Source organism: Moheibacter stercoris, from assembly GCF_040545805.1.
Classification (GTDB): Bacteria; Bacteroidota; Bacteroidia; order Flavobacteriales; family Weeksellaceae; genus Moheibacter; species Moheibacter stercoris.
The window spans coordinates 32,575-44,177 of sequence record NZ_JBEPMO010000011.1; the positions used below are offsets into that span (position 1 = coordinate 32,575).

Annotated in this window: 14 protein-coding genes; 2 read left to right on the forward strand and 12 right to left on the reverse strand. The window is 35.6% G+C overall.

Annotation, left to right across the window (positions count from 1 at the left end):
* Positions 1 to 136: 136 nt before the first annotated feature.
* The 5 genes from ABID46_RS09535 to ABID46_RS09555 form a co-directional block, all read right to left on the reverse strand.
* Positions 137 to 772 carry a response regulator gene (locus ABID46_RS09535; protein WP_354509460.1) on the reverse strand — a complete coding sequence of 212 codons (636 nt, stop codon included), beginning with the start codon at positions 770 to 772 and terminating at the stop codon, positions 137 to 139.
* Complete coding sequence (locus tag ABID46_RS09540) at positions 765 to 1,526, reverse strand: sensor histidine kinase (protein ID WP_354509462.1); 762 nt, start codon at positions 1,524 to 1,526, stop codon at positions 765 to 767. Before ABID46_RS09540 ends, ABID46_RS09535 begins: the two co-directional genes overlap by 8 nt.
* Positions 1,507 to 2,118 carry a hypothetical protein gene (locus ABID46_RS09545; protein WP_354509464.1) on the reverse strand — a complete coding sequence of 204 codons (612 nt, stop codon included), beginning with the start codon at positions 2,116 to 2,118 and terminating at the stop codon, positions 1,507 to 1,509. The genes ABID46_RS09540 and ABID46_RS09545 overlap by 20 nt, the downstream gene beginning before the upstream one ends.
* A gap of 18 nt (positions 2,119 to 2,136) precedes the next feature.
* On the reverse strand, positions 2,137 to 2,682 hold the full coding sequence (locus ABID46_RS09550) for a hypothetical protein (protein WP_354509466.1): 546 nt from the start codon (positions 2,680 to 2,682) through the stop codon (positions 2,137 to 2,139).
* Between the two features lie 175 nt (positions 2,683 to 2,857).
* Positions 2,858 to 3,679 (reverse strand): LamG domain-containing protein, encoded by an 822-nt coding sequence (locus tag ABID46_RS09555; protein ID WP_354509468.1) that lies wholly within the window; start codon positions 3,677 to 3,679, stop codon positions 2,858 to 2,860.
* 144 nt (positions 3,680 to 3,823) lie between these two features.
* On the opposite strand from ABID46_RS09555, the gene mtaB reads away from it, so the two are divergent.
* Positions 3,824 to 5,158: a tRNA (N(6)-L-threonylcarbamoyladenosine(37)-C(2))-methylthiotransferase MtaB gene (mtaB, locus tag ABID46_RS09560; protein ID WP_354509470.1), complete on the forward strand. Its 1,335-nt coding sequence runs from the start codon at positions 3,824 to 3,826 to the stop codon at positions 5,156 to 5,158.
* A 3-nt stretch (positions 5,159 to 5,161) separates the two neighbouring features.
* The gene (locus tag ABID46_RS09565) at positions 5,162 to 5,812 is read left to right on the forward strand and encodes an alpha/beta hydrolase (protein WP_354509472.1); all 651 of its coding nucleotides are present in this window, start codon (positions 5,162 to 5,164) and stop codon (positions 5,810 to 5,812) included.
* Here the strand turns inward: ABID46_RS09565 and mnhG are convergent.
* From mnhG to ABID46_RS09600, 7 genes are read right to left on the reverse strand one after another with little or no spacing between them, the layout of a single operon-like run.
* A complete protein-coding gene (gene mnhG, locus ABID46_RS09570) occupies positions 5,809 to 6,189 on the reverse strand; it encodes a monovalent cation/H(+) antiporter subunit G (RefSeq protein WP_354509474.1) in 381 nt (126 codons plus the stop codon). The genes ABID46_RS09565 and mnhG overlap by 4 nt on opposite strands.
* Positions 6,182 to 6,466 carry an MrpF/PhaF family protein gene (locus ABID46_RS09575; RefSeq protein WP_354509476.1) on the reverse strand — a complete coding sequence of 95 codons (285 nt, stop codon included), beginning with the start codon at positions 6,464 to 6,466 and terminating at the stop codon, positions 6,182 to 6,184. Before ABID46_RS09575 ends, mnhG begins: the two co-directional genes overlap by 8 nt.
* A complete protein-coding gene (locus ABID46_RS09580; protein ID WP_354509478.1) occupies positions 6,466 to 6,948 on the reverse strand; it encodes a Na+/H+ antiporter subunit E in 483 nt (160 codons plus the stop codon). The genes ABID46_RS09575 and ABID46_RS09580 overlap by 1 nt, the downstream gene beginning before the upstream one ends.
* Positions 6,945 to 8,462, reverse strand: coding sequence for a proton-conducting transporter transmembrane domain-containing protein (locus ABID46_RS09585; protein ID WP_354509480.1), 1,518 nt, complete (start codon positions 8,460 to 8,462; stop codon positions 6,945 to 6,947). Before ABID46_RS09585 ends, ABID46_RS09580 begins: the two co-directional genes overlap by 4 nt.
* The gene (locus ABID46_RS09590; RefSeq protein ID WP_354509482.1) at positions 8,459 to 8,812 is read right to left on the reverse strand and encodes a Na+/H+ antiporter subunit C; all 354 of its coding nucleotides are present in this window, start codon (positions 8,810 to 8,812) and stop codon (positions 8,459 to 8,461) included. The genes ABID46_RS09585 and ABID46_RS09590 overlap by 4 nt, the downstream gene beginning before the upstream one ends.
* Entirely contained in the window at positions 8,813 to 9,271 is a 459-nt protein-coding gene (locus tag ABID46_RS09595) for a Na+/H+ antiporter subunit B (protein ID WP_354509484.1), read from the reverse strand. It abuts the gene before it with no gap.
* A complete protein-coding gene (locus ABID46_RS09600; protein ID WP_354509486.1) occupies positions 9,255 to 11,561 on the reverse strand; it encodes a putative monovalent cation/H+ antiporter subunit A in 2,307 nt (768 codons plus the stop codon). The genes ABID46_RS09595 and ABID46_RS09600 overlap by 17 nt, the downstream gene beginning before the upstream one ends.
* Positions 11,562 to 11,603 lie beyond the last annotated feature (42 nt).

Genomic DNA, 11,603 nt, shown 5'->3' on the forward strand with positions numbered 1-11,603 from the left:
AATGTTTTTTTTTTTTTTTTGAAACATTAAGAAATTAAGGGTTTTAAGAAGATTAAACTTAATTAATTTTAAACTTCGACATTTCCTTCAAAAATCTCCCTTAAACATTTTACATTTTACTTTTTACATAGTAAAATCAAACTTTATAAATCCCAGATTTGATCGCAAACAAAACCAACCCCACTCGATTTTTAATGTTGAGTTTGGCAAATACCGCATCCCGATAATTATCGATAGTTTTTGGGCTCAGAAACATTTTATCAGCTATTTCTTTGTAAGTCATGTCAGTACAAGCCAATTGAATGAATTCGATTTCGCGTTCTTTCAATTCATCCAATTCATTATTTTTCTTGGTCATATTGCCCAAAAGTGCTTGGGTAACATTAGGCGAATGATAAAAGCCCGTATCCAAAGTAGTTTTCAAGGCATGCCATAAAACATCTTTTTGAATATCCTTGCTCAAATAACCACGTGCGCCCGCTTTGAGCATTTGGATGATGGTGGTTTCCTCCTCTTCGACTGACAAGGCCAAAACTTTAATAGTTGGATAGTCAGTGGTTAGTGTTTTAGTAGTTTCGATTCCATTGAGCACAGGCATATTGACATCCATCAAAATGATTTCAGGATTGATTTTTTCTCCTTTCAATGCAGTAAGCAAATCTTGACCATTTTTAAAAATTCCTTCGGTCTGAAATTCCTCAAATCCATCCACCAAATTCCCAATGGCTTGTGACAATAAAGTATGGTCATCTACTAAAGCGACTTTATGCATTTATATACTGTTTTTCAATGGTTAATTTCGTTCCTTTTTGGGATTCTGACGTGATTTTTAATTCGGAATGAACCAATTTCGCACGTGTTTTCATATTTTTCAATCCGATACCTTTAAAATCTTCCGAAGTTTCAAATCCAATCCCATTGTCTTCAATTTCGATTTTCAATTTCATATCCTGGAAATGAAATACCACATTTAAGATGGTTGCTCGCGAATGCCGAATGGTATTGGAAAAGAATTCTTGAATGATGCGGAAAAAAATAATTTCGTCCTTGGCAGGAAGATCAAAAGGCTGACCTTTGATCTCAAATTTCGACTCGATGAAATTCATCCGTTCAAATCGATCCATTTCATTGTGAACAGCTTCCAGCAAACTCATGTTTTTCAAACTTTCAGGATTGATGGATTTCGAAAGCGCTTTTAATTCTTTCAAAGCATTGCCCAATATTTCGACTGATTCTTCTATTTTGGTTGGTTCATAATCAGAATTTTGCAAATGTATTTTCGCCAAGGTAACCAATTGCCCAATGTTATCATGCAGTTCCCAACTGATGTTTCGAAGCGTTTCTTCACGAATTTCGATTTGAGATTCTGCCAATTCATTTTCAAATCGCTTTTTCTCCAATTCTTGTTCTTGAATCAATTTATTTTTTCGGTTGTTGAATACGACAAATAGAAGCACCATTGCCAAAGGCACCAACAGCATGATACCCAAAACCACCCACAATATGTTATCGCTTTCCTGAAACATAGAATCCAATCATATATCCGCCGTATAAAATAAAGTTCAAAGGAATGATGGCATAGGCATACAATTCCTGAACATTGTATCCCATGCCAATAACCAATGACAAAGGCACAAATCCTATGTAAAATAACAAGATTCCCGTAACTATCCAAAATTCAGGGAGTTTCTGGTATTCCACCACTTCCTTTTTACCTAATAATTTCGCAAAAAACAAAAAGGAAAATCCCAAAACAACAATCGATTGAAAATTGATCGCCGTTTTCAATAAGGGAATTACAAATCCTTTGGATTCAATATCATAAAAAACCACGAAACCAAAGATCCCTAGAATCATCCATTTCCAAAATTTCAAACCAATCAAACGATCAAACCAATACAAAAAGACCAAAAAGGAAAGGATAATGTAAACATTGTACAAGATTCGATTTTGATATTGAATCGCTACATAAGTAGCCGCAATTTCATTTAGAAAGGTATAAATCAGAAAAGGTAAAAATATCCACAAGGAAGTATGTTTGTATTTTGGCCAATAATAAATGGCAAAAACACAAGCAAGAAATTCCAATCCTAAATACAAATAGTTTTGAATACCCATATGGATGAATTTCAGCTATTAATTTCCGATTCCAACGTTTGAATTTGTGCCATCTGGAATTCCGGCACCACCTAAATTCAAACGTTCAGATGAAACAATGTTTAAATTATCTTCCAAATCGGTTCCCCCAGATGGATTAACAGTAGGAACAAAATAAACCGTTTGTCTTGGCTCTGGATCTCCTGTAACGGAATTGTTTTGCATTTTGGCGCCCATGTACACACGAAGCCCTAAATTCCCATTGTATCCTCGTTCATCTGCATGTTTTTCAACATAGACAATGAATTTTTTCACTTCCTCCAAATCAAACCAAACATAACGTCCAGCACCTTCGTAATTTGGATAGGTACCTGAAGTAAACTCATTTATAAGATTGTAAAATTGGTTGCGATAATCTTCTTCCATCAGACTTGCTTCCGCAACAGAAATCAGTCCTTCAGGATCACCACAAGGAACCTCAATTGTGCAAAAGTTGGAAGAATTTCCAGAAGAATTATCATCATTGGTACAGCCGCAAATCCAAAGCGAAACAAAAAATGCAAAAAGTAAATAATTTGAATTCATAGTATTGATTTTAGTTATTAAAAATAAGGAAGCTAATTAACTCTTTGGTAAAATTTTAAGTATTTATTTAGAGTACGATTAATAAATCTTTGAGAGAGCTAATTCGGTAGACTAAATTTGGCTAAAAAAGTCTACCGAATTCTATAAGCAAAAGGACAATTAAAATTGTTTTAAACTATTCTTGACAACAAGGCTCTATGTCATTTAATTGAATGATTTCCGCAGTAGTTAAAACCCGATCAAAAATTGCTACATCATCCAATAATCCTGTGAATTGCTTGCCTAGGAATAAATCCCCAACATTGTTTGTTCCTAAAGGATTTGAACAACCAGTTCCTGGAACACTTGTAGTAGCAATTCCATCGATGAACATGTTTATGCCTCCACCCGTTCCATCAGACGTCACGACGATATGATGCCAAACATTTAGGCTGGGGTTATTGGAACAATTCGTATCTCCTAAAAAATTAGGGAATCCACCTGCCCAAAGGCTATAATCATTGATACCAAACACTCCATTTCGACAATCTGATAAACTTATGGACCATTGTCCATAGGTATCAGGACAATGTATTCCTGTATCGCGACCTATCATTTGTTCATACATGCCGCCATCTCTCGTACCAATGGTTTGAAACCAAAATGAAATTGTAATCGGATTGGAATCCAAATCATTCAAAAAACCAGGATTGACATAGGTTAAAAATTCATTTTGAGAAGCATTAAATTCAAATGCACAATTGGGATTTCCTCCACGATCGGTTCCTGGGGAAGCTGAAGTTGGATTGGTCAAATGATAGCCATTTCCAGAAAAATCATCCAAAGAACCATTGGAAAACGAATAAAAAGCAATCAAGTCTGGTAATAATGCATCTGGAATACAGCTCAAAACTGGATCTTCATTAGGATCGGAATCAGAATTATCATCGTCGTTACATGCCAAAAAGAAAGCACATAAAGAAAAGAAAGCAAGGAATTTAATTGTAAATGTTTTCATAATGAATTATTTAAATGGTTATGATTAAAATTCTTAAGGCAAAGATCCTCCAAGAAAAATCTACAGATATTAGGTGTTCCATCCTTTCCAAAGGGTGAAATCACCCTTTCTTTTTAAAATCCAAATAATTCGTACTTTTGCACTATGTTTTCAGAACAAAAAACCGTTGCTTTTCACACCCTTGGATGTAAATTAAATTTCTCCGAAACGTCTACCATTGCCCGAAACCTTTTGGACAATGGCTATCAGCGTGTGGAATTCAATCAGCCATCAGATGTTTATGTCATCAATACATGTTCGGTGACAGCCAATGCCGACAAAGAATGCCGCACCATTGTCAAAAATGCCATGAAAGCCAATCCAAACGGATTTGTTGTGGTTGTGGGTTGTTATGCCCAATTAAAACCACAAGAAATTGCAGAAATGGAAGGCGTAGACTTGGTATTGGGCGCAACGGAAAAATTCAACATTGTCGAATATTTGGACGATTTGAACAAACAAGAAGATACCATCATCCATTCTTGCGAAATTGAAGATGCCGATTTTTATGTTGGTTCTTATTCGATTGGTGACAGAACGCGTGCTTTCTTGAAAGTTCAAGACGGTTGTGATTACAAATGTACCTATTGCACCATTCCATTGGCGAGAGGAATTTCTCGTTCAGATACCATGGAAAATGTCATCAAAAATGCGCGTGAAATTGCAGAAAAAGGGATCAAAGAAATCGTTTTAACCGGAGTCAACATTGGAGATTATGGGAAAGGTGAATTTGGCAATAAAAAGCACGAACATACCTTTTTGGAATTGGTTCAAGAATTAGACAAAGTTGAAAACATCGAACGAATTCGTATTTCTTCAATTGAACCGAATTTATTACGAAATGAAATCATTGAATTCGTTTCAAATTCCGATCGTTTTGTACCTCATTTTCATATTCCGTTGCAATCGGGATCTGATGTGATTTTGAAGAAAATGAAACGTCGTTATTTGACGAAATTGTACCAAGATCGAATCGGTAAAATCCGTGAAGTGATGCCCAATGCTTGTATTGGTGTAGATGTAATTGTTGGATTCCCTGGTGAAACAGACGAATTGTTTTTGGAAACCTATAATTTCTTGAATAGTTTACCTATCTCTTATTTACACGTCTTTACCTATTCAGAACGTGACAATACCGAAGCGATTGAATTTGATGGCGTTGTTCCGCATCATGTACGAAAAGAACGCAACAAAATGCTTCGAATCTTATCGGAAAAGAAACGATTGGCTTTTTACCAAACCCAATTGGGTTCAACGCATAAAGTCTTATGGGAATCTGACCAGAAAAATGGAAAAATCCATGGATTCACTGAAAATTATGTAAAAGTGGAAACCGAATTTTCGGAAGAATTAATCAACCAAACGGAAATCGTGGATTTGGTCATGATCAGTCCCGATGGAAATGTACAAGTTGCAAAGAAACCAGTATTAGCATTTTAACTCATGAAAATTTATCAGGTTAGTGGATTAGGAGCTAATCAAAATGCTTTCAAATACTTGAAATTTGACGCCGAACATGAAGTCATTTATTTACCTTGGTTACAACCAGAATCTCATGAAACCTTAGAGCATTATGCTCAAAGAATGTCTGAAAACATCCAAACAGATGAAGATTTTATTTTAATGGGTCTTTCCTTTGGTGGTTTGGTCGTTCAAGAAATGAATCGGTTTTTGGACCCGAAATTGAATGTGCTGATTTCTACTGTAAAAAGCAGATCGGAATTGCCTAGTTTCATGCGATTGTCAGCAACAACTCGTGCGCACAAATTGATTCCTCCATCCTTTTTATCTTCAGATAAAGGACTTTCGTATGCATTTTTTAGAAAGTTATATTCGTCCAAAATGCCCGATTTACAAGAGTTTTTTGACTATCGAGATCCTGAATATCTTACGTGGTCCATTGATCAAATTGTAAATTGGAAAAATCATGTTGATTTAAAACCTTTTGTGCATATTCACGGAGACAAAGACATTGTGTTTCCTATCTCCAATATTCAAGATGCAATCAAAATTGAAGGTGGAAATCATTTAATGGTTTTGCATAAAGCCCGAAAAATTAGTGAAATAATTAATGAAAGAATTCTTTCTATTTAATCTTCATTCACCGCTTTGCTTTTAGGCGTTTCGTCTCTATTCAACTGGTCCAAAATTCCAGAATCTTTCAATTCATCGATTTCCGTTTTCTTCCATAATTTCACACCACTTACATAAGCAGTTCTTGCAATCATAAAGGCAGCAACTGGAGAGGTCAACAAAAGAAAGAATATAATGGCAAAAACTTTGGTCGAAACCGAAAAGTCAAAAAAGTAAAAAGCAACTGAACAAAGAATACAGCCTACACCAATTGTACTGGCTTTTACTGTAACCGACAATCGCGTATAAAAATCGGGCATTCTATATATACCAATTGCCGCCACTAGAATAAATAAGGCGCCAATTGTACAAAAAGTCATTATCAATATATCACTCATCTTTATCGCTTTTATCTCCTTGTTCAATATAATACGAAAATGCAATGGTACTCAAAAAGGCAATTAGTGCCAAAATGGTTGCAACGTCCAAAAAGGATGGGTCGTTGTACAAAATACAAAATACACCAATCACCCCCACACCAGACGTGATGATCAAGTCAATCGCTACTACTCGATCTACAATTTGCGGACCTTTTAGAAAACGAATGAAAATAATGATAAACGCCACACAAATGATGGGAATAATCACATAGGATATGTATTGTTCAACTGTCATTATCGGATTACTTCTATTAATTTTTTCTCTAAACCATTGCGCATACGCTCTTTAAACTTCTCCTTATCCTTCACATAAAAACTATGAATAAACAAATATTTTTTATCGGGACTAATTTTCAACACCATGGTTCCAGGTGTTAATGCAATCAAGTTCGTTAGCATCGTAATTTCAAAATCAGATTTTAAACGATGCTCATATTGAATGATGGCAGGTTTCATATTCAATTTGGGCGTGATAATTTCTTTGGTTACTTCCAAATTCGCCTTTAGCATATCATACAACAAGAACACAAAAAACAATAATAATTTGGGTACTTTGTAGAAATATTGTTTTTCTTGGGAATTTCCTGTTCTAGCTAAAACCCATAAAACACCAAATCCTAAAAAGAATCCAAAAAAGAAATTCGGATAGTTCAAATGCCCTGTCAAAGCCACCCAAACCAATGATAATAATATATTTAAGAGAAAATTCTTTATCATTTTTCAAAATTTCCGTTTAAAACTGCTTCTATATATCCGTTAGGATTCATCAAATCTTTGGCTGTTTCTTCTGCCAATCCATAGATGCTTCCCGCATTTAAACCAATAAACAAAGAAACCAAAGTCAAAAATACAACTGGCGCTACCAAAGCCAATTTTTGCATATAAGGTAAATTAGCGAAGGCATCTGTTTCTTCTGTCAAAGGTTTCGGAGATTCCTTCCAAAATACCTCTGACCACATTTTCGCAATAACAAATAAGGTGATAAAACTAGCAAACAAAATCGCTAATAATAAGATATAATGACCCGATTTTAAAGACTCTCCAAATAATTGAATTTTAGGCCAAAACCCTGACAAAGGCGGAATCCCGACTAAGGAAAACATGATTACAGCCATCATCAAAGAAAGTTTCGGATAATCTTTGTACAATCCTCCGAGACGACTCATATCAATTGTATTTCGGATTTTCTGAATCAATCCCGTCATCATCAAAATATTACTTTTCACAACCACATCATGAATCAAATAAAAAATAACTCCTATAAATGCTATTTCGGTGTACAAACCAATTCCAGCAATTAAATATCCGATATGACACACAATTAAATAGGAAATCATCCTTCTAACACTCTTCTTATTTACCGCACCCAATGCTCCAGTAATCAAGGTCATGATAGCAATTCCAATGAATAAATTCTTGGTAAATTCATCGGGTTGAAAAATCAACGTAAACATACGGATCATGGCATAAATCCCCATTTTGGTCAACAATCCACCAAAGATTGCTGCAATGGCAGAAGGCGGTGTATGATAGGAAGAAGGCAACCAAAAGTACATTGGGAAAACTGCAGATTTGATTCCAAATCCAGCAAAAAACAATAATCCCGTTACGGAAACAAGTCCTTCGTTTTCAACGCTTTTAATTTTCACTGCCAAATCGGCCATGTTCAAAGTTCCGGTGATTCCATACAAAATTCCAATCGCTGTTAAGAAGATGATGGAAGCCAACATATTCATCGCCACATACTTTATGGAACCTTCCATTTGTAGCTTCTTTCCTCCTAGCGTCAATAATACGAAGGAAGAAATAATGACCACTTCGAACCAAACATACAAATTGAACAAATCTCCTGTCAAGAAAGCTCCTAAAAGCCCCATTACAAGGAAATGGAAGATGAAAAAGTAGCCGTATTTAATTCGACTTAAATTCAAGGCGAACGTGGAATAAATCCCAACAGCCAAACTCACAATGGCTGTGAGCATGACCATAATCGAACTAAAGGTGTCAGAAACGAATATGATTCCAAAAGGCGCTTCCCAGTTTCCAACTTGCAAAATCAAATAATTGTAGGTGTCTGTCGCAACAAATAATCGGATGCAACAAATGAACGCAAATACATTTCCAATGATGCTGATAATTCTTTGCGCAGAAACTTTTTGCCAAAAGAACAGCAATAAGATTGCTGTAATCAAATGGACAATAATTGGTGCCAAGATAAAATTCGTCATCATATATCTAAATCCTGTATGTTCATAGAATCCAAATCATCAGATCCTGTAGTTTCGTATACTTTTTTCAATAAAATAATCGCAAATGCCGTCAAAGCGAAACTGATGACAATCGCGGTCAAAATCAATGCTTGCGGAACGGGATCCGCATATACATCTAAAAAAGTTTTGTTTGCTTCTTTGATAATCGGTGGTTTACCCTTGGTCAAACCTCCAGTCAAGAAAATGAGAATATTCGCTCCATTTCCCAACAAGAGCAATCCCAATAATAATTTCACCATACTTCTACGCAACATCATATAGATGCCCGCAGAGTACAAAATTCCTACTAATAACACCAATAATAGCTCCATCTACACATTGTCTTTTATGGTGAATAAAATCGTTAAGGTTACCCCAATCACGACCACATAAACTCCAATATCAAAAAATAATGCAGTTCCTATAGAACCAATGACTGCTATGGGTTTTTCCATCCAAACACCTGTCAAAAAGGGTTTCCCAATAAAAACAGGAATTAATGCACTAATTAAGGATATGGATAAACCAATTGGAATCAATGTTTTGGGCGAAAATCGGAACAATGCCAATGTTTCCTTTGTCGAGTGGGCAAATGAATGCAGCACAAATGCAATCGAAGCAATCAATCCACCAACAAATCCACCACCCGATAAATAATGTCCGCGTAGCAATACAAATATGGAAAACATTAACAACAACGGAATCAGATAATTGGTTGCTGTTTTGAGAATGATCAAGTCGAATTTTCGAGCTTGCATCCTACTTCTATAACTTTTAATCTGCTTCTTCATTGATACTTCTATATTTTAATAGCCCAAAAACTCCCAAAGCTGCAATTGACAAAACAATGGTTTCAATCATGGTATCAAAACCACGGAAATCTACCAATATAACATTCACAACATTTTTACCTTTTGCCAAAACATAGGCGTTGTCAGCATAAAACTTACTGATGTCCTTGTTTGCTGGATAAATTAATGATTGTAACGTAATGATCATGATTAACAATCCAAACGAAATGGAAATTACAGCATCACGAAAACGGATTTTTTTATTTCTCATAATCATGAACGATGGCAACTTGAACAATACTAGTACAAATAAGACAACCGTCAAGGTGTCGATGGTAAATTGAGTCATCGCCAAATCGGGCGCGCCATAGAATACGAAAATCAAACAGATGCCGTATCCTACAATTCCAATACTTGAAATGGCTGCCAATCTCGATCTCGTTCGTATTGTATAAAAAATGGCCACGACAATGATCACAAAAATGGTCAATTCATACACACGAAACTCCGACAAATCACTTGTATTGACTTCAAGCGAAACTGTCGTTAACAATCTATAACCAACTAATAAAGTGATGAATACGATAATCGAAATAATATAATTTCGCAAATATCCATTATGCATTAAACGCGTATAAATAAAAGCGAATTTTCGAAATCCTTCCGAAATGGATTCTGTTATTGCTTTCGGTGAGATGGATTCTAATTTCAGTACATTTTGCAAGGAAGGGCGCAAAAATCGATTGAACAAAAACAAGATGAATCCCAACAAAATTGTCAATGCACTTACCATCAAAACTTCATTGAATCCATGCCAAATTTTCAAATACAAAGAAGTGGATTCTTGAGCTACCGCTTCAAAAGAATATTTCAAAATCCCTAAATCAGCAATCGAAGGAAGCAATCCAAACAATAATGTCAAACTACTTAAGATTACGACTGGTAACCATAAAAAGATTCCAGAAGATTTTAGTTCACTATGATTCGGTAAAGTTTTTCCAACAAAAGGTTTAATTCCCGCTAAAAATCCTGAACAAGCCAGAAAAACATTGGTCACAAAGGCCAATCCCGTCAACCACAATCCCCATTGAGGTACGTCCAAGGTTGATTCATACACCAAATCTTTGCTAATAAACCCAAAAGTAAGCGGAATTCCCGCACTTGATAAGGCAGCAATTAAAGAGGCAATCGCCACCAAAGGCATGGTTTTCCATAAACCTTGGATTTTGGTTATATCTCGCGTATGAACCGTATGGTCCACGATTCCTGTTACCAAAAATAGTGTTGCTTTGTAAAGTGCATGAACCAAAATAAAGGTTACGGCAGCATAAATTGCGTAATCGGTTCCAATTCCCAACAGGAATACTATAATTCCCAAAGCTGAAATCGTGGAATACGCCAAAATCGATTTCATATCGGTTCTGAAAATGCTATGAAACGCACCATAAATCATCGTAATTCCTCCTACAATCATCAAGGTGTTGTTCCAAATATATCCGTCAGACAAAATCGGTGAAAATCTTGCTAAAATATAAATACCCGCCTTGACCATCGTGGCAGAATGCAGATAGGCTGAAACAGGCGTTGGCGCTTGCATGGCTCCCGGTAACCAAAAATGAAACGGAAATTGAGCGGATTTTGTAAATGCCCCCGCAAAAATCATCACCAAAATTCCAATATACAATGGACTTGATTGAATCGCTTCCGATGAATTCAACAATGCATCAACGGAATAGGTACCTGTAAGATTGGAAATCAATAAAAATCCAGACAATAAGAAAAATCCTCCCAAACCGGTGATTCCCAATGCGGTTAAAGCACTTTTTCGCGAAGCTTCATCTTCATTGTTAAATCCGATGAGGAAAAACGAACTGATACTTGTTAATTCCCAAAATATAAAGATCGTAATCAGATTATCAGACAATACCAAACCGAGCATTGCACCCAAAAACATCGTCAAATAACAATAAAAACGACTTTGATTGGGGTAATTTTTCAGATAATAGGAAGCATAGAAATAGATTAAGGTACCAATACCCGTTATTAACAAGGCAAAAAGCAAGGACAATCCATCGACTTTAAAATCCAAATTGATGCCCAAATTCGGAATCCATTTATTCAATAGTAGGATTTTTTTCTCCCAATGAACGGGAAAAATAAAACTACAGAAATAAACGAATAACAATAAGGGAAATATTGCTAAAAACTTAAAGAATTTCGGACGCAAATATTGACCCGAAAAAAGAATCAGAAATGCAACAAGAAATACTGAAATTAGGATGCCTAACATATAAAAGGTATGATTTTCAGGATGCGTAAAAATACAAAATTC

Excerpts from the sequence above, each read along its gene's own strand:
- ABID46_RS09535 (WP_354509460.1), bottom strand. The coding sequence starts at position 772 with ATGCATAAAGTCGCTTTAGTAGATGACCATACTTTATTGTCACAAGCC.
- ABID46_RS09540 (WP_354509462.1), bottom strand. The coding sequence starts at position 1,526 with ATGTTTCAGGAAAGCGATAACATATTGTGGGTGGTTTTGGGTATCATG.
- ABID46_RS09545 (WP_354509464.1), bottom strand. The coding sequence starts at position 2,118 with ATGGGTATTCAAAACTATTTGTATTTAGGATTGGAATTTCTTGCTTGT.
- ABID46_RS09550 (WP_354509466.1), bottom strand. The coding sequence starts at position 2,682 with ATGAATTCAAATTATTTACTTTTTGCATTTTTTGTTTCGCTTTGGATT.
- ABID46_RS09555 (WP_354509468.1), bottom strand. The coding sequence starts at position 3,679 with ATGAAAACATTTACAATTAAATTCCTTGCTTTCTTTTCTTTATGTGCT.
- mtaB (WP_354509470.1), top strand. The coding sequence starts at position 3,824 with ATGTTTTCAGAACAAAAAACCGTTGCTTTTCACACCCTTGGATGTAAA.
- ABID46_RS09565 (WP_354509472.1), top strand. The coding sequence starts at position 5,162 with ATGAAAATTTATCAGGTTAGTGGATTAGGAGCTAATCAAAATGCTTTC.
- mnhG (WP_354509474.1), bottom strand. The coding sequence starts at position 6,189 with ATGAGTGATATATTGATAATGACTTTTTGTACAATTGGCGCCTTATTT.
- ABID46_RS09575 (WP_354509476.1), bottom strand. The coding sequence starts at position 6,466 with ATGACAGTTGAACAATACATATCCTATGTGATTATTCCCATCATTTGT.
- ABID46_RS09580 (WP_354509478.1), bottom strand. The coding sequence starts at position 6,948 with ATGATAAAGAATTTTCTCTTAAATATATTATTATCATTGGTTTGGGTG.
- ABID46_RS09585 (WP_354509480.1), bottom strand. The coding sequence starts at position 8,462 with ATGATGACGAATTTTATCTTGGCACCAATTATTGTCCATTTGATTACA.
- ABID46_RS09590 (WP_354509482.1), bottom strand. The coding sequence starts at position 8,812 with ATGGAGCTATTATTGGTGTTATTAGTAGGAATTTTGTACTCTGCGGGC.
- ABID46_RS09595 (WP_354509484.1), bottom strand. The coding sequence starts at position 9,271 with ATGAAGAAGCAGATTAAAAGTTATAGAAGTAGGATGCAAGCTCGAAAA.
- ABID46_RS09600 (WP_354509486.1), bottom strand. The coding sequence starts at position 11,561 with ATGTTAGGCATCCTAATTTCAGTATTTCTTGTTGCATTTCTGATTCTT.